Source organism: Pseudomonas sp. 3JA (assembly GCF_036961705.1).
GTDB classification, from domain to species: domain Bacteria; phylum Pseudomonadota; class Gammaproteobacteria; order Pseudomonadales; family Pseudomonadaceae; genus Aquipseudomonas; species Aquipseudomonas fluorescens_Q.
Map to the genome: position 1 here is coordinate 1 of NZ_JBAMDJ010000070.1, position 16,593 is coordinate 16,593.

General features: G+C 47.8%; 12 protein-coding genes, 1 tRNA gene and 3 pseudogenes. 6 read left to right on the top strand and 10 right to left on the bottom strand.

What is annotated here, in order from left to right; translation table 11 throughout:
- Nucleotides 1-204: 204 nt before the first annotated feature.
- Complete coding sequence (locus V7773_RS29475; RefSeq protein ID WP_336076404.1) at nt 205-1,488, bottom strand: NAD(P)/FAD-dependent oxidoreductase; 1,284 nt, start codon at nt 1,486-1,488, stop codon at nt 205-207.
- 183 nt (nt 1,489-1,671) lie between these two features.
- On the opposite strand from V7773_RS29475, the gene V7773_RS29480 reads away from it, so the two are divergent.
- Together V7773_RS29480 and V7773_RS29485 are read left to right on the top strand one after the other, a co-directional pair.
- A tRNA-Val gene (locus tag V7773_RS29480) sits at nt 1,672-1,748 on the top strand.
- A gap of 526 nt (nt 1,749-2,274) precedes the next feature.
- Entirely contained in the window at nt 2,275-2,730 is a 456-nt protein-coding gene (locus V7773_RS29485) for a hypothetical protein (protein ID WP_336076405.1), read from the top strand.
- Nucleotides 2,731-3,378: 648 nt separating this feature from the next.
- On the opposite strand, the gene V7773_RS29490 is transcribed toward V7773_RS29485, so the two are convergent.
- The 6 genes from V7773_RS29490 to V7773_RS29515 all read right to left on the bottom strand — a co-directional run bounded on the left by V7773_RS29490 (nt 3,379) and on the right by V7773_RS29515 (nt 8,053).
- The gene (locus V7773_RS29490) at nt 3,379-3,729 is read right to left on the bottom strand and encodes a hypothetical protein (protein ID WP_336076406.1); all 351 of its coding nucleotides are present in this window, start codon (nt 3,727-3,729) and stop codon (nt 3,379-3,381) included.
- A gap of 640 nt (nt 3,730-4,369) precedes the next feature.
- Nucleotides 4,370-5,833: a DEAD/DEAH box helicase family protein gene (locus V7773_RS29495; protein ID WP_336076407.1), complete on the bottom strand. Its 1,464-nt coding sequence runs from the start codon at nt 5,831-5,833 to the stop codon at nt 4,370-4,372.
- Nucleotides 5,820-6,107, bottom strand: a complete 288-nt coding sequence (locus V7773_RS29500; RefSeq protein ID WP_322834172.1) for a hypothetical protein — start codon at nt 6,105-6,107, stop codon at nt 5,820-5,822. The genes V7773_RS29495 and V7773_RS29500 overlap by 14 nt, the downstream gene beginning before the upstream one ends.
- On the bottom strand, nt 6,107-6,517 hold the full coding sequence (locus V7773_RS29505; protein ID WP_336076408.1) for a hypothetical protein: 411 nt from the start codon (nt 6,515-6,517) through the stop codon (nt 6,107-6,109). The genes V7773_RS29500 and V7773_RS29505 overlap by 1 nt, the downstream gene beginning before the upstream one ends.
- A gap of 9 nt (nt 6,518-6,526) precedes the next feature.
- Nucleotides 6,527-6,796: a hypothetical protein gene (locus V7773_RS29510; protein ID WP_336076409.1), complete on the bottom strand. Its 270-nt coding sequence runs from the start codon at nt 6,794-6,796 to the stop codon at nt 6,527-6,529.
- A 300-nt stretch (nt 6,797-7,096) separates the two neighbouring features.
- The gene (locus V7773_RS29515) at nt 7,097-8,053 is read right to left on the bottom strand and encodes a tyrosine-type recombinase/integrase (protein ID WP_336076410.1); all 957 of its coding nucleotides are present in this window, start codon (nt 8,051-8,053) and stop codon (nt 7,097-7,099) included.
- Nucleotides 8,054-8,261: 208 nt separating this feature from the next.
- Between V7773_RS29515 and V7773_RS29520 the strand changes: the two genes are divergently transcribed.
- Nucleotides 8,262-8,906 (top strand): hypothetical protein, encoded by a 645-nt coding sequence (locus V7773_RS29520; RefSeq protein WP_063320324.1) that lies wholly within the window; start codon nt 8,262-8,264, stop codon nt 8,904-8,906.
- Nucleotides 8,907-9,364: 458 nt separating this feature from the next.
- On the opposite strand, the pseudogene V7773_RS29525 reads toward V7773_RS29520, so the two are convergent.
- Together V7773_RS29525 and V7773_RS29530 are read right to left on the bottom strand one after the other, a co-directional pair.
- Nucleotides 9,365-9,781: pseudogene (locus V7773_RS29525) on the bottom strand (type II toxin-antitoxin system HicB family antitoxin); the annotation flags it as partial.
- 544 nt (nt 9,782-10,325) lie between these two features.
- A pseudogene (locus V7773_RS29530) lies at nt 10,326-10,745 on the bottom strand (AraC family transcriptional regulator); the annotation flags it as partial.
- 183 nt (nt 10,746-10,928) lie between these two features.
- Here V7773_RS29530 and V7773_RS29535 point away from each other — a divergent pair.
- Nucleotides 10,929-13,256, top strand: a pseudogene (locus tag V7773_RS29535) (AAA family ATPase).
- Nucleotides 13,257-13,464: 208 nt separating this feature from the next.
- A complete protein-coding gene (locus V7773_RS29540; protein ID WP_336076411.1) occupies nt 13,465-14,787 on the top strand; it encodes a hypothetical protein in 1,323 nt (440 codons plus the stop codon).
- 240 nt (nt 14,788-15,027) lie between these two features.
- On the opposite strand, the gene V7773_RS29545 is transcribed toward V7773_RS29540, so the two are convergent.
- Nucleotides 15,028-15,693: a hypothetical protein gene (locus V7773_RS29545; RefSeq protein ID WP_336076412.1), complete on the bottom strand. Its 666-nt coding sequence runs from the start codon at nt 15,691-15,693 to the stop codon at nt 15,028-15,030.
- Between the two features lie 418 nt (nt 15,694-16,111).
- Between V7773_RS29545 and V7773_RS29550 the strand changes: the two genes are divergently transcribed.
- Nucleotides 16,112-16,312, top strand: coding sequence for a hypothetical protein (locus tag V7773_RS29550; RefSeq protein ID WP_013693816.1), 201 nt, complete (start codon nt 16,112-16,114; stop codon nt 16,310-16,312).
- Nucleotides 16,313-16,593 lie beyond the last annotated feature (281 nt).

Here is a 16,593-nt window from a genome sequence, read left to right on the forward strand (position 1 = left end):
CTGCTTCGAGGCCCACTGAACGCCTTGAAGCTAAGAAGAAAGCTGCAAAGCTACTTCTAATAGATAGCAAAGACCCTGGTCGAAAGACCGGGGTTTTTTGTTTTTGGCGAAATGACATTGGAACAAACCCGTGGCGAGGGAGCTTAATGTGGCGAGGGGATTTATCCCCGCAGGGCTGCGAAGCAGCCCTTGGTGTTGGTGGCTTCAGAACCCCAATTTATCCCGCAACCCGTAATACCAAGCCCCCATCGCCGCAAACGGCGTGCGCAATAGCTGCCCACCGGGGAAAGGGTAGTGCGGCAGGTCCGCAAACGCATCAAAACGCTCAGCCTGGCCCCGTAGCGCTTCCGCCAGAACCTTGCCCGCCAGATGCGTATACGTCACGCCATGGCCGCTGCAGCCTTGGGAATAATAAATGTTATCCCCCAGCCGCCCGACCTGTGGAAGACGCGACAGCGTCAGCAGGAAATTTCCGGTCCAGGCGTAATCGATCTTCACATCCTTGAGCTGCGGGAAGGCCTTGAGCATCTTCGGCCGAATGATCGCCTCAATGTTCGCCGGATCCCTCGCGCCATATACCACGCCGCCCCCGAAGATCAGGCGCTTTTCGCCCGTCAGCCGGTAGTAATCGAGCAGGTAGTTGCAGTCTTCGACGCAATAATCCTGGGGCAGCAGGCTATGAGCCAGTTCATCGCCCAACGGCGCGGTGGCGATCACCTGCGTGCCGCAAGGCATGGACTTGGCCGCCAACTCCGGCACCAGATTGCCCAGGTAAGCATTGCCCGCCACGATAATGAACTTGGCCCTGACCTTGCCCTGTGGCGTATGCACAACCGGGCTGGCACCACGCTCGATGCGCACCGCTGGCGATTGCTCATAAATAACCCCACCCAGGGACTCCACCGCCGCCGCTTCGCCCAATGCCAGGTTGAGCGGATGAATATGCCCGCCGCTCATGTCCAGCATGCCGCCCACATACTCATCGCAAGCCACCACCTCGCGAATACGCCGCTGATCCAGCAGCTCCAACTGGGTATGCCCGAAACGCTCCCATAAACGCTTCTGCGACTCCAGGTGGCCCATCTGTTTAGCGGTGAGGGCGGCGAATACACCACCGTCCTTCAAATCACACTGAATCTGATACTTCGCCACCCGCTCACGAATGATCCGCCCACCCTCAAACGCCATGTTGCCCAGCAACTGCGCCTGCTGAGGGCCAACGCTACGCTCGATCACATCAATATCGCGGCTATAACTATTAACGATCTGCCCGCCGTTGCGACCCGAAGCCCCAAAGCCGACCTTCGCCGCCTCAAGCACGGTGACTTTGAAACCGTTCTCCAGCAAAAACAGTGCAGAGGACAGGCCGGTGTAACCAGCGCCGATCACGCACACATCCGTCTCGACGTCATCCTGCAGGACAGGGCGCGGAGGGGTGGGGTTGGCCGACGCGGCGTAATAGGACGCTGGATAGGATGTGTTCGCCATTCTGCAACCTCTGTTTTATATTTTTTACGAATGCAGCGATCCTACCCGAGATAAAAATCGGCCGCCAGCCACCGCCAAGTCTTCGTCGCATCGGCGAAATTAAATATTTTGCATATTCATAGGGTTAGGTGAAAAAAAGGTGTTGACACCCCTCCGGAATTCCGTAGAATGCCGCCTCACAGCAGGCACGTAGCTCAGTTGGTTAGAGCACCACCTTGACATGGTGGGGGTCGTTGGTTCGAGTCCAATCGCGCCTACCAAACAAAATCCGCTCTGCTGGGCGGTGTGAGGGGGAATCCGAAAGGGTTCCCCTTTTTCTTTGCCTAAGAAAACGTTCACAAATTATAGGCTTCGTTCACACAAGGCAATGTGAACGTGGGTTCCTACTTCCCTCTGTTCACACTCAGAATTGTGAATGACTCTACCTAACCTATTGATACGTAAGGGCTGATCCCTTTCTTGTCTAGGTGGTGGTACGTTCGCTAGCTCACTCCCTTGCCCGTTGTTCGTACCTCACAAGGGCAGGCTTTCTAACCAGCTGAGCTACGTGCCTGCTGTGAAGCGGATACGCCTGTAGGCCACGCTCAACACCCACGCACTGTGTTGTATCCCGAACGCTCTGTGCGCTGCTGTAGGGCTGGTGGGGGCGTCTCTCTAAGGGTGGGGCAGGGGGTGTTGGGGTGGGGTGCTTATGTATGCATTACCGCTCATGAATTTCTAACAAAAATTCCAGGTCTCTTTCCCACTGCTATAGTGTCAATGCGCTATATCGGGAGAGGGTAAGCGATGTCTGAGTACACTTTAACAGAAGAAATACTCGCTCTATCTCAATCTGCATCATGGGATGAAGCTAAGCTGGAGTGGACGCTGCACAATATTTATGAGGCGGATGAATTTGAAACCTGCTTGTGCGGTCATTATCCGATCAAAGAAATCTGTGTGCTTCAGAACAAGAAAAATCTAAACATGGCTACCGTAGGAAACTGCTGTGTTAAAAAATTTATTGGTTTGCCCTCAGATTTGATTTTTCAGGCAGTTAAGCGCGTTAGAAAGGATGAGAGTAAATCGCTAAATCTGGAAGCGATTAATCACGCATACACAAGGGGGTGGATCAATGAGTGGGAGTATAAATTTTCAATTAATACAATGAGCAAGAGAAAGCTTTCAGATAAACAGCTTGCGACACGCATGAAGGTTAATGAAAAAATGCTTAATAATATGAAGAAAAATCCAAGCGCTTGAGTGTCTAGCAGGGGGAGTTATGAGATGGATTGCGACTTCGATATTTTGTTCTGCTTTGGTTCTCTCGTACGCTATAAGTATGCCCTTTCGTGATTGTGTGGCTGGATACATAACCCAGGCTAAGAACGCTGAAGCGCCTACACGAGCATTGGCGGCTATGACATGTCAGGTGCAGAGAGGTTAGGCTTGACGGGCTGCTGGAGGCTAGGGTATATATGCGATCCATAGGCAAACAGGCCTAGCTGATTCTAGTCAACTGTATGTCTCAGAGAGTGAGGCGCCTTGAAGTCGGTAGCGTCATAGCGAACCTTAAATGGTGTAGTGTTGATGTGAGGGCTGATAGGTCCGCGCTGATGGATTGTAGACCAGCCCGCTGTACACCAGCGAAGAGGTGTAGGCTTATCCCTTCTGGCTTGGTTAGAAGGGCAGGTTACTGGTAGCTGAACTATCAGGCACAGAAGGCGCTAGCCCCTGTGAAGAACGGCCAGTGTGGCAACGCATTGAGCACCCCAAAGGGGCACCTAGGAACCTCCTAGAAATCGAGCGTAACGCTCTCTATGCCCTAGCTATGTCCATTCCTCACCATTTTGAATCTGGTCAATGTCCCTCATAGCCAATACACCCCATCTGTCTTAATAAATAATTATTCTATTTGCCACTTACCAAGCTAAGTCTCTGTACGTCAGCTTCGTATTCGTCAGCAATACGCTTGCTAATCGCCACCTCACGCTCTACATCTGCTTTCCTTGGGCGTCCTACTGGTCTTACGCTACCAGTTACCTTAAGCATCTCCTTAACCGCTGCTATGTTTCCGTTGACTAACTCCTGTTTCAATATCTCAATTGATTTATCATGCCAATAAATCCGGTGCTCCTCTTTCCATCCTTGTTCATCAGCGTAAGTATCTAGAGTGAGCATGCTTACACCTAGGCGCTTTGCTAGGTCACAGTGTGAATTGGTTTCAATGTATTCGGTCTTGTCTTTATCTGTAAGGTTCATGGTGCTCTCGGTCTTGTATGTTGGATTGTGATTGCTAGAGTGAGTGAATAGCAGATGATGTTTAGGGCTATGGCTAGAACGCTGTAGTTCTGCATTATCTGTAAGATTAATAGCTGAGTGTACTGAAGGCATAGCAGGAGAGTTAGGAGGTAGGTCACGGTCTAATAGCAGGTGCTTCCTCAATGTCCTTAAGTCTGCAACGGGAAATATAACCTACGGCTTGTAGGGAAATACGATTGGTAAGAGATAGATCGTACAGTGCTTGATTGTCATTGCGCTTGGCAATAATCTCCTTAGCCAGGCCCCTGCGAAGAATTATATTTTTGAAGGTGAAGGAAGTAATGCTAGGTATTCTAATGGTGTCTGTATCTAACATGTAGTTATCCAATGATAGGGGTAGTTCTAACGTCACTGCGTGACAGGAGCAAAAGCAAGAGCAAGAGCAAGCCACGTAGTGGCATACGCAAATAAGAAAGATCAAGAGCGGAATATTGAAAGGTGCTCTGCTTTTGATTCTCTCTTTAATGCGTGCTCTTTGTCGGCTGTGCCGACGTTGCTTTTGCTTTTGATTTTATTGTTAAGTGTAAAGTGTCCACAATTCCTTAAAGATACTCTAAGAGAAAGTGGACAGTTCGAGCTGTCAGTTAGCAGTCTGAAGCCATTTGGATACAATGCTTTTGCTAACATCCATGATTGACGCAATCTTCCTGAGAGATAACCCTTCAGAGGATAGTGTTTTCGCGTTGAGAATATTATCTTCTAGCTTGCTTCGTGAGCGGGTATTAGGCGCTGGTCGTGTAAGGTCTTTGAGGATGATGTGATTGCCCCTAAGATCGAATGCTAGGTGCCGTGCTGATTCCTCTGTAGGTACAAAGTGAACAGTGGGCCTATCATTGCTAAACGTCCTAATACTACTGCGGGTGGCTGCTTGGAATATAAGTTCTCTGTACCGTTCGTTACGCAAAGCTTGTTTGCCTATCACTGTACAGATAGCCATTTTCGATAGCATCTCAGAGTTATTCTGATCATCAACAGGATTAGGGTTGCCATGAATCAATGACAGCGTATGGTGTACGTCTGAGTATCCATTCAGGCCCCTAGCATCAAAGGGAATGCGTAACACGTTAGGGTGATCCTCGAAAGGATACCTGCACCATTCATGAACTTGTACAAGAAGGGGTTCACCTTGTACGAATTCTATAGCGTCACGTAACAGCGAATGCCCGTACACCTTATCGCTCCACTCTTCAGCCACAGCACCATCAGGAAGCGTAAGAAGCATGGTCTTGCTAACCTTGCTGCCACCAATCAATGGATAGATGTAACTCTCGAATTTATAGCGTCGGTATTCCGGTGTGAATTTAGACGCTGCAATGGTGTAGCCCTTGGTGAGGGCATGCTGATAGGCAAGGGTGCCTGTGACGTTGGCTCCAAGGATATGTGTTTCAGAGGCGTGCTCATAGATCCCGCTTAAGTCAAAGTAGTCAATCACCCTGACTTGCCATTTCCATTTGCTTTCCTTCTTACTCAGATATTCCTTGATGAATACGTCTGCTTTTCCCCTGAGCAATGCTCCTAGGCAAGTGGTGATCGTTGACATTCCCTTGTCATCAATTACATCTGAATAGATAGCCCGTGCTTCCTTAGTCATACCTTGTTTGATAGACGCTTTGGTCGAGACGCTATCAATCTCAATGAATTTCTCTAGGAAGTTCGTATAGGCGTGATCCCCAATATCTCGGGTGAGATTGTTAGCGACCGATGGAACCTCATCAATGACCACGATCCAATCTTGCAGGTAGCAAGGATCAAGGTCTAGTAAGGTCTTATGCGTGATGATAAGGACCTTAGGTTCATCTTCTAGGAGCGTACATTCTACGGTGTCAGTGACATGCTTGTGGGTGTCACTATTGATTACGCAGATGTGATTAATGCCGATTGCTTGGATACGCTTAACGACATCCTTTGACAGCACCTTGGTAGGTACAGCATACAGGTAGCGTTTATAAGGGTCAGAATCTAGCTCTCTGATGAATTGTTCTGTCTTGCCTGTGCCCGGTGTAGCTTCTGCTACGTATATAACCCTTGACTCACTTGGGATCAATCAGTTTTCCTTCTTTAAGTAGGCTGTCTACTAGCTTGATAATGTAACTCGGATGAGTGAAGTTGCCTGTCAGCTCGTGAGGTATTTTGTTCCCCTTGATATTCAGGACTTGATAGTAGCCGTACTGGCTCATCCCATATTCCACAAATTTGTAGTCACGAATACCTGTGATGAGACGGTTCTTCTGTTCGATGCTGCAATCCATTGCTCCTAGCTCAGAGCGTCGTTCTTGTAGCGCTCGTTGCTCTGCCTCTGTCAGATAGGTATTACCCATTAGTTTTCTCCTTGTTTGTAAGTGGCACGAATAGCGGCCATTAGCTCAGCCTGTTCTTTCATGGTGGCACCTGTGAGCATGCTCTTGGATGTACCTGTGACGTTGCCTTGTTCATCACGCTGGAGGATGGTTTTGGGAGACTGTGATGCGAAGCTTTTAGATGCGCTATCGGCGTCTATTAGCTGACGTACAAGAGGGTCCGCTTGATAGAGTTCGTTAGCTACACGTTGTTTAGACTCTTTCCATTGCGAGAGAGCATCCTTGGCAGAGCTAAGAGGTTTACCCTTTGGTAGAGGTGCTTCCTCTGTTAGCTGATAGCCCTGCTCAATCAATTCCGTAAGGACTCCCATAGGAGTATTACCAGTACGGCGTGCAAGCTCGTTAACATCTGTCATGGTGATAGTTTTCATAAGAGTTCCTTAAGCTTCGATTACACGATATTGATAGGTAGCATTAACGTGTTCTGCTGATTTACGTCTTTCAATTAGGCCGACGCTCATTAGGTGCTTTATTACGTAGTCAACGCTTCGGCGTGGTAGTGCAGTTGCGCTAGAGAATGAACCTCTAGAAATTGTGGCCCATCCTGTAACGTCTTCACCATTGCGGATCATCAGATAGATAATCTTTCGTGGTAGCGTATTTAATGCTTGGTGCTGGACAGCAATAATCTCTTTCAGTGTGATAGTCATAGTTTTCTCTCGGTTGATTGCGTGTTGTGGCATTACTTTTCAAGAGACAGCACAGCCCATTCCCTCAAACTCAAGGATGGGTGTTTATCAGGTGGAAATTTAACGCCTCTATGTACTACTACTTGTTTTTGAGAGGAAAGACTACAACGGTTCTCCAAATTATTTTCTAAGGGTAACTCTCAGTAGTCACCATTCCATTACTCACTGTCACTATAAGCCCCTGTGAAGGGGCTATTAGGTTGGATGGCTGAGTCGGTGGGGTTGTCTATTTATCGTCGCTTCTGTGAGCTTGCAGGGGGCTTAGTCAATCAAGTGAAGTACATCCTTAGCGTTTAGATGAGAGTATCTGGCTACAGACCGAGTGTCCCTGTGTCCTGAGACAATCATTATCTGAGCGTTGTTAAACCCTTTCTTGGCTACGTTAGTAATTCGGGTATGTCTTAACTGGTGAAGCCTGACGCTATTGTCTAAGCCTGCTTTGTTTCTTGCCAATCTGACAGCTTGTGAGACGCTATGAGGCGTCACAGTAAACAATCTTCCCTTGTGTGCCTTGTCTGCTAAGGCAAGACGTTGAGCCTCCTTCAATAGCTCTACGGCTCGGTTAGTCAGTGGTACAGACCTAGTGCCGTTCTTCCCATCAATCACATCCGCAATTCGTTCCTCCAAGTGAAGACATTGAGTCGTGAGCTTGAGTATTTCTGATCGTCTCATTGCAGTTTCATAGGCAAGCTCAACGATGAGGGCCATGGTAGGGGATAGCTTATTGAGCAATTGTCTTAGCTCGCCAGCACTGATTACCTTGTCGCTAGATTTGTCTGGCTTGGGTAGGGCTATGTCACTTACGGGATTGTGTATGTCGATTAGCAGGCCACGCTTAGCGAACCTGAAGAACCGGGACATGAACGCTAACTGAATACGACAGGTAGCAGGCTTGACCGTCTGTAGACGCTTCAGCTTGAAGTCATTGACTAGCTGAGGGGTGATGTCATGGATTGACTGAGGGAACGCAGCAAAGAGCTGATCAACGATCTTGATTGCATGGTCATAGCTACCCTTGCCCTTGAGCAAGGTTTCACAGTAGGTCATGCCCAAGGTGTAGAGCGTATGGGTCTGGTGTTCTTTGGTGACGGCTTCAAGCTGGTCAGCCCATGCTTGGGCCAGTGCTTGAGTGGGGAAGGTTTTAGATTGGGCAGGTTTCCCTTTCAGGCGTACCTGAGCGTTCCAGTTACCAGAGGGAAGGGAGCGGATGTTAGCCATTGTTGACGCCTCATAATGTGAATGGGCGTTCTCTTAGGGCTTTACGCTTCGCGGCGTAGCGCCTAGTATGAGTGGCTCTTGACATGGTGGGGGTCGTTGGTTCGAGTCCAATCGCGCCTACCAAACAAAATCCGCTCTGCTGGGCGGTCTAGAAGGGTCAACCGAGAGGTTGGCCCTTTTTTGTTGGCGTACACATAAGGACATGGTCATGCGGGTTGTCACTTCCGTCACTCTTCTTGCTTTAGCACTTGCTGGTTGCTCTGGAATACCTTCAGTTCCATACGAAGAGCCTGCTCAATCAGAGGGCGTGGCGCGTGTTCGCGTTATCACGAACTCCGATGTATATGGAGATAGCATCGTCGGCAGTTGTGCTCCTGCTACCCGGCATAAGATGGCAGAAGCCGGACGTTTCGGGCAGGACGGTACGGCGAGCATCAATTATCCGCAGTATCCCCTGAAGTCGGCGAGCATTGGCATACCGAAAAGAGTTTGGCCCAGTCTTATCCAGTACATCCCTGCAATTCGGATGGGGGAAGGGGCTTACAAAGAGGTCGTGACCGAGTATCGCGTCAGGACGGATCTGCCATTCCAAATTGCAACCCTAGGCGCGACCATTGCGGGCAATGGCAGCTCTTACCGGACCTGTGGTGGCCAGGCGCTCGTTTACAAGCTGGAACCCGGGAAAGACTACGAAGCAGTGGTAGGGGTGGATGGCAGACCAAGCAAAGATGGCGAGCCAGCGCTGATTTGCATGTTGGCGGTTCTTGAAGTTACCACTTTGCCTGGCACTTCGATTGTGATTCCCCAAAAGCTGACGCCTGCTGCGCCTCCGCAGGTGGTCTGCAAAAACTGATAGGCACAGCCCGCCATTGAGCGGGTTTTGCGTCTGGCAGAAACGAGAAAGCCCCGACTTGGATCGGGGCTTTTGCGTTGCGGCGGATAACGAGAGGCATAGGCGCCGCCTCGACAGTAATCGGGGCCTTTTCGTTTTCAGCCACGCTGGGTTTTTTGTTGCTTCAAATCCTCGTCATGAGTAGGGCCCAGGTCTTCATGTTTCAGTCTCGCAAGGCTAAAAGCGTCCCAGCCAAAGTTGCTGAGGCGTTCAGAACTTTCACTGAGCCACCAGAACTTATCGTCGTCACCGTCTAGAACTACGGTTGCGAGCTTTGGTGGAACGGCGGCGTACTCCTGTGCCAGTCCAATTGGCAGGCTCAATTCATCCAAGCCTTTATTTGCAAGATGCACGAGGTAACGGGTGGCCGTCGGCTCTTGAATTTGGCGAATCAACAATTTGGTTGGGTTTTGGCTCATTACCTTGACATCAACGTAGAGTTCAAGAGCATCCAGGGCGTGCTCGACCTGATCCATTTTGGAGGTGTGAAGAAAGTCGACCAAGCGATCGCCTTGGGCCTGATGCACCCCGAGCAGTCGGCACAAGTCGGCCTTTCGCATATCTCGCTCCATCATGGTGTTCCAAAGCGCGATCTTCGCCACGGTCACCGCAGGTAGATGAACAACGTGTTCTCCTTCCAGCGGGGCGGACGCCGGCGGAATCGAGCGGCGCTCATCGACGTAGATGGAGAGGGTGGATTCAATCCCGTCCAGGGCTTCGCGGATAGCGTGCTTCCGATCATCGCCGTAGCTGTTCAGCTCTGGCAGGTCGCGGCAGAACACGGCAACGCCTGGGGCGCTAACGTCCTGTTCGAATCGGATTGGATAGTCGTACATCGTCACTCCTTGGAGGTGATAGTCCAGTGCTCAGGCGTGGTGAAAGGGCTCTTCAGAGCCCAGTTGTTTAATGATCGCCTTACCGGTCGGTTCCGGCTTTTCCTTGGAACTGTGATCCGCGAGGTAGCCTTGTTGCCGTGGGGGGACTTTGAAGTGGCTTCCTTTGCCTGCTTCGAAGGCCATCCTTTGGGTCTTCAACCATCGTCTGAGCTCGCTGAGCTTCATCACTTCGCTTGGTTGTTTGGATGAGTCCACTCTACAACATTTCTGTGTTAATACAACACTTGTGTGTTGTTTGGTTCGAGCAGTGCCCGGGCCATGCAGGCCACTTTTATTCTGAAAGGACGATGGACCCTACTGATCTCGGCACAGGCACAGCTACCTGGATGAACTGACGAGCAAAACGAGCATCGCGCAGACCAGCTGTTTGCAGTTGATGGATGTAAGCGGGTGCCTCTCAGCTGTGTTGCGTCGACCGGTTGAATCCACAACCCTGAACGGACATTCATCGACGTCAGTTCAGGGTCGAAAACTGCTTGCTCCGCTATTGCAGCGGAACATACACATCAGTTTGCCAGTGATCCTGCGGTGTCTCGGGATAGATGCTCAAGTAATGGAAGAACAGCGGCTGGTCACGAAGTTCCTCTCCACTGCCAGGAAGCCAATCGCGGTAAATCGGATAGATCGTTTCGCCGATGTGATCCGGTGACCCCACATGTCGTACCACGACGCAGCGACCGCCGGGAATGACGATTTCGCGCACGCCGAACTCATTCGGCGCCACGGCTTCGTGAATCTCGCCGCAGATTGCGAAGCGGAACGCTTGCGCGGGTGTCGTGTCGGGGTTGCCATAGGGAATGCCGAAGCTGCGACTCGACGCCACCGGCGACTGTCCGCTCTGCTTACGCCACTCGATGAATTTGTGCACGCTCTCATTGACGAGCCCGGCGGGCCCACAGTGTTGTTTAACACAACCATTGGACCTCATATTTTCGTCAAGGCAGGGGACTAATCGTGGCGCTCAAGCCACGTGTGAATACGCAATCCTCCGTTCTGGTCTACCATCATCCTGCCACTACTACAAAATAATGCCGGCTGGGTATCAACCGACATATAAAAAATGCAATTGTCAGCACGGAGCGCAGCAATGATAAGTAACATTCAAAAACTCAAAAACTTCGGGATATTCAAAAACTATAGTAACAAGGCGACCCAGAACTTTGGGCGGTACAATCTTGTATATGGTTGGAATGGCACAGGAAAATCAACACTTTCAGGTCTTTTCTCCTCCCTTGAAAAGCGGACTACTAATCCAAGCTTTACAGGCTCAGAGTTCACTATTACAACAGATGCTGGGTCGACAGTAACAGAAAAAAATCTAGCTACCAGCAACCTTAATATTCAAGTTTTCAATCAGAAATTTGTGCAAGACAACATAGATTGGAACAGCTCTGTTAAAAGCATACTGCTAGTGGCTAAAGAAAAGATAGACGAAATTAAAAAACTTGAAGAGCTTAAGAAGCAGGTAAAAGAAAAAGACGCAAAATACACTAGTGAAAATACTTCGCTCGGCCGACTTGTCACTGACTAAGCTAAATTCATGACGGATAGTGCAAGGCATGTTAAGACTGGATTACAGTCAATTGATACGAGTGATAGCTACTACTTAAATTATGACAAGCGAAAACTAGAGGGTTTCATAGGTCGAAATAAAGAAAAAATTGACGACCCGACTTCTATATTACAAAAAGACAAGATAGTTGAGCTTACCAACTCAGCTAAATCGGCACAGCTTCCGGCTATACGATTCGTCAAAACCGTTCTTGACAACGAGTATTACAAACAAGCGTCCACTAGGCTAAGAGACTTGCTAAAAACTACAGCAGTTAGCAAAACCTTGGAAAGGTTAAGTCAGAACAGCGATATTCAGAAATGGGTGCAGGATGGTATAGAGATACATCACCGGCACAATTCAAGCTGCTGTGAATTTTGTGGAAACCAAGTATCGGAACAAAGAGCTAAGGAAATAGAAAGCCACTTCAGTGAAGAATTTAAAAACTTCCAATCTAGGTTAGCCAAAGCTCACGAGTGGCTTATTAACCAAAGCATCAATCAACCTATACTGCCATCCCCAGAGACACTATATAAAGAGTTCTCCACGGCTCTAAATGCGGCGGCTCAACGCAATTCTGCGGCGGTGAACGAAATTAATGAGCAAATCAAAAAGTGGCAAATCGCTTTAGATAAAAAAATAGAGAATCCTTTTGACGTCGAAATCAACATTGAAGAGATAGCTGCGACTTCAATTGATGCATTCAACAGCACTCTAACTGAAGTCCAAAACATTATCGAACAACATGATAATAAAACCGACAATTTTGAAAAAGAAACAAAAAAAAGCAAGGAGGCGTTAGAACTTCACTACGCAGCAAGTGAAATCAAAGCATTTGGCTTCGAAAGTAAAGCAAAGACTATCGAAACCAAAACAGCGGAACTCAACGCTTTAGATGAGACAATAAAAAAAGCCAAGCAAGAAATAAAGAACATCGAAGCATCTCTATCAAACGAAACAATAGGTGCGGACAAGTTTAATGACTCTCTGCATAAATTCATAGGCCGTAGCGAACTGTGCTTAAAGTTTAACAGCGCTCGAAAAGGTTACGAGATAATAAGAAACAATGTGGGCACGCATGACGGCAATCTCAGCGAGGGTGAAAAAACTGCAATCGCATTTATATACTTCATAACTAAGCTGGAGGAAAATAACAATCGAATACAAGATACGATTGTCGTAGTGGATGATCCGGTATCAAGCTTTGACTCAAATCATCTGTTCCACGCATACTCATTTCTAAAAACCAGATGTATCGATGCTAAGCAACTTTTTGTGCTCACTCACAACTTTACGTACTACAAACTGGTTCGAGACTGGTTCAACGGGACTAATAAAAATAGAAGTAAAAAAACACCGCCCAAGCCGCCAGTAGCATTCTTTTTCAGAATTGACACTACAGCGGCACTGCCAAGAGAGTCCCTACTAATGAATGCTGACTCCTCTTTGACAGACTACAACTCAGAGTACCATTACATTTTTTCGAAATTATATTTATATAAAGAGCGCAAGACTCTTGATAGAGACGAAGCTTTTTTAACAGCGAACCTATCCAGAAAATTAGTAGAGTCGTTTTTCACTTTTAAATTCCCTAAAGGGCGTTCAGACGTCAACGCCCTATTGGAAAGCGGATTAAAGAACTGCACAGTAACCACGGCCGAAACAAAAGAAAAAATCTATCGCTTTATTAACAAATACTCTCACAGCGATGTAATTGAAATCAACGAGGAATCGGCTGAAAACTTGGCGGGGGAAAGCCATAGCGTAATTGAAGACATATTTAAATGGATTGAAGAAATTGATTTAGTTCACTACAACGAAATGGTGGAGGTTGTCGCCCCACCTAAACCTGTGGTGGTTTGACGAGATCAGCCTGTCATTTCTTTAGTGACGGGCTGGTTTAATTGCTTCAAATGAGGAAGCATTGGCCCCTCAAACCCAGATCGTAGCATCTAGACTGTCTGCATGTGTGTAGGTAGGGACTGACTTTTTCGCCTTTGGTCTGCGACCACACCAGTCCATAAATGAGTGTGGCAAGCTAGCGAGTCATATTGGATTATGGAGATTCCCGATGGATCGAGTACAGGCTCAGGTAGCAAGGCTGATGCGCTCAATTCTCTTGAGGCCCGGAGCTGAAGACAAATTGCCGGCGGCGCGTTTTTTTGCAGGCAGAGGAAAGCCGTTTACTTTCTCAGGCGGGGTTGGACTCACTTGGTGGTATAGCGCAGATACTTTCAATGCCATTGACACGGTAACGGCACTTATCATTGAAACCGAACAGGAGTTCAAAGATTGTGATACCGAGTCCGTCGATAAAATCGTCACATCGACATTACAGAAAGTTTGCTTAGATTCACCACTGTTCAATGGTGACGATGTAGTTTTTGGGAGAAAACCAAACCTCTTTGAGTGCAGAGGTGCCATATCAGTTATTGAGTTTACTAAGACAATCTTAGAAGAAATCAAACACGGCCTTAGAAGCGTAATAGGTAAAAGGTGTACGGTTTATCCTTTATCCAGATTTAAAGGACCGTCTCTTTCCCTTCCCGAAGAGGGCTTGCATCTAATTTCATGTGGCGATGATGTTACTTGGAATAGCTTCTCTACTGAAGGGTATATTTTTGATGGCTGGACACCAAGCTATCCATTTACAGCCAACAGCAACTTTTCGTTCAACGGTGGATTTGAGTTTAACTATGTGCTGATAGGTGAGGACTATGGGACTCAAGAAGGCGCTAAATTCGCAAGCAGCCTAAAGTTCAGGATGTTTATTACTGTGCTTTTCGCTTATGCCTCGGAGTCCTCCAAATACGGCTACCACAAATCAATAGCTCAGCCTTTTACTAACTGCATACAATTTCCTCACGAGACCACGCCTGACAACCTGTTGACGCTTAGCGGTTGCGGCGCACTCTCTCCATTTTACGCATCAGACATAATAATCACTGACGAACTAACTAAAAAAGTAGCAGAGTGGTACGAATCACTTAAGAAATGTCCCACTGAATATAAACAGCGAATAAAAAAATCTGCAAATTTTTTCAATCGAGCCATGAATTCCGAGGACATAGAGTCTTATATCAATTATTTTGTTGCACTTGATGCTCTATTTGGCCAACGCGGCTCTGTAGAGGCATCTATCATCGCGGGAGTGGGCAATCTAGGGCTGGATGAAAAACTTAGAGAAAAAACATCATGGCTATTCGATTTAAGAAATGAGCTTGTTCACGGTGGAAGTCGTTATATCTCCGAATGGCCCAAACACCAAAGGTATACAAAGCATTTTGGAAGCAAACCCCTGAATGACTTAAAAGAACTTGCTCAAAAGGCAATCTTAAAAGCACCTTCAATAATACCAATCCCAATAACTGGCGAAACTTCCGAACAATCTTAAAGGCTATTTCTTTGCTTTCTGATGATTTTCCATTGAACACTCCCATAGCATAAGGGGACTGACACGCGAGATCTTATATCCGTGCCTTTAGGAGCAGATAGGGCTGATATCCAATAGATACGGATTCAATTGTTATTGAGCTTTTTTATGTCAAGGGAAAACGGGGACAGGTCACGATTATGAGATTCAGATGAATTCAAAATCGTGGTCTGTTCTAGTTTTTAGTGCGTGGCTAGTCCTCTATTCTAGTTTTTCAATGTCTCCGTTTGAAGTTTTGAAGTAGCTTATTATGTCTTTCGGTTGCAAGCCGGAGATTATTTTCATGTCGTTGAGGCTGTTGAAATGAAAAAGCTTTAGTTCTTCTGCGTATGTGGCGACAATGGTTTCGTCATTTTCAAGGTGGCATACATACATGTTGTGAAATGGGGGGCGCGTTTCGGGCCAGTCATGGGGCTTGGTGGTGGTGGATGGTATTGGGCCAGCGAATGTTTGATCGTTTCTTGATTTGAAGTCTTCAGTTAGATTTCCTGTATAGAATTCTAGGTGGCCAATAACGTATTCTATTTTTCGAGTGTGAGGTGATGCGGACGGAAATTGATAAATGTCATTGAAGTCTCGGACTAGAAAAGAGCCCGTATCGCTGTAGTTTCCTGCAGCGTTGATCCCCTTGAAAACTTTCCATGATTCCCAGTAGGTTATGGTTTTGTTAGGGGTTTTTTCTATAAAAACTTTGTCTACCAATGAGAATTCTCTTGTTGTAATGGTGACTTTTTGTACTAGATATCCATCTGATGTGGGGTTGTTAATGGCAAATGAGCATTTCCAACTTACATCTCTTCCTTGTGTTCTGCTAGGCAAGTCCAGAGAAACTATTGCGATTCTAGGTTTGTCTTTCATCAATTCCATATGTGCGATCTCCAGGAGGTATTACTTTTCGGACTCCAAGAACCTTAGCTGACTCATGGTTGAACGCCTGATCACCGGTGGAGTAGACCAAGGCTCCAGTATGATCGATACCACGACAGGTCACGAACGCTGGTGTCTTGTGAGAGTGGTCCTTAGCTATCCAACTCTCCGAACTGGGAGCATAGCTGCGTATGGAAAAATCGTAAGGCTGCGATCGTGGGGCGAGCCGATTGCAAGTGAGCTCAAAATTGTGGTGTGTTCCCAGTTTTCTTTTTTGCTCGAAACCTTGTCGCTCAGTCTTGTACCGAGAGCGCGAATGGTTGGCCGTTAGCCGGGTCTGGACACCTGCGTAGTGTTCTGGCGTGTGATGTAATCGCGTCGAAGCTGATGAAACAACGGGCCCGAGGAAGGTTAATCAATGCCAAAGAAACTTCAGGAAAGTAAAGCAGCGACTGCTGCTGACATTGAGCGCTCCATCCAGGCACTGAACAAAATGGCAGAACGCCTCTGGGGCGATGGTCGGGAGGCTGAGGCGAAAGCCCTGCTCGATGCCTTGGACGCTTTAAACAGGGCGCTCGACAGGATCAGGATCGGGGAGAGTCGCAGGGTTCTTCATTGAAGTGCGAAGGAAAATGGGACAGACACGATATGAAACGGGCCGATTGCAAGGGGATAGAACCGTAGTCTGTCCCCCAGTTCCATCCCCTCCAACCACTGGGCTTTTGTCCTTGGTGGATGCCTGGCCAGTCTGTTGGCGTTTTATCAAGCCCATGCAAGTCGCGATATCGTTCTGCTACTTAGCAATGGAGGCAGGCGATGAAAGTCGATAATTGGCAAGGCTGGGAACCCGAGTGGCTTAGGCTGACTGAGCATTTCCTCAATGCACCGGCGGCACCCGGC

Coding starts and splice junctions, on each gene's coding strand:
- V7773_RS29475 (WP_336076404.1), bottom strand. CDS start 1,488: ATGGCGAACACATCCTATCCAGCGTCCTATTACGCCGCGTCGGCCAAC.
- V7773_RS29485 (WP_336076405.1), top strand. CDS start 2,275: ATGTCTGAGTACACTTTAACAGAAGAAATACTCGCTCTATCTCAATCT.
- V7773_RS29490 (WP_336076406.1), bottom strand. CDS start 3,729: ATGAACCTTACAGATAAAGACAAGACCGAATACATTGAAACCAATTCA.
- V7773_RS29500 (WP_322834172.1), bottom strand. CDS start 6,107: ATGGGTAATACCTATCTGACAGAGGCAGAGCAACGAGCGCTACAAGAA.
- V7773_RS29505 (WP_336076408.1), bottom strand. CDS start 6,517: ATGAAAACTATCACCATGACAGATGTTAACGAGCTTGCACGCCGTACT.
- V7773_RS29510 (WP_336076409.1), bottom strand. CDS start 6,796: ATGACTATCACACTGAAAGAGATTATTGCTGTCCAGCACCAAGCATTA.
- V7773_RS29515 (WP_336076410.1), bottom strand. CDS start 8,053: ATGGCTAACATCCGCTCCCTTCCCTCTGGTAACTGGAACGCTCAGGTA.
- V7773_RS29520 (WP_063320324.1), top strand. CDS start 8,262: ATGCGGGTTGTCACTTCCGTCACTCTTCTTGCTTTAGCACTTGCTGGT.
- V7773_RS29540 (WP_336076411.1), top strand. CDS start 13,465: ATGGATCGAGTACAGGCTCAGGTAGCAAGGCTGATGCGCTCAATTCTC.
- V7773_RS29545 (WP_336076412.1), bottom strand. CDS start 15,693: ATGGAATTGATGAAAGACAAACCTAGAATCGCAATAGTTTCTCTGGAC.
- V7773_RS29550 (WP_013693816.1), top strand. CDS start 16,112: ATGCCAAAGAAACTTCAGGAAAGTAAAGCAGCGACTGCTGCTGACATT.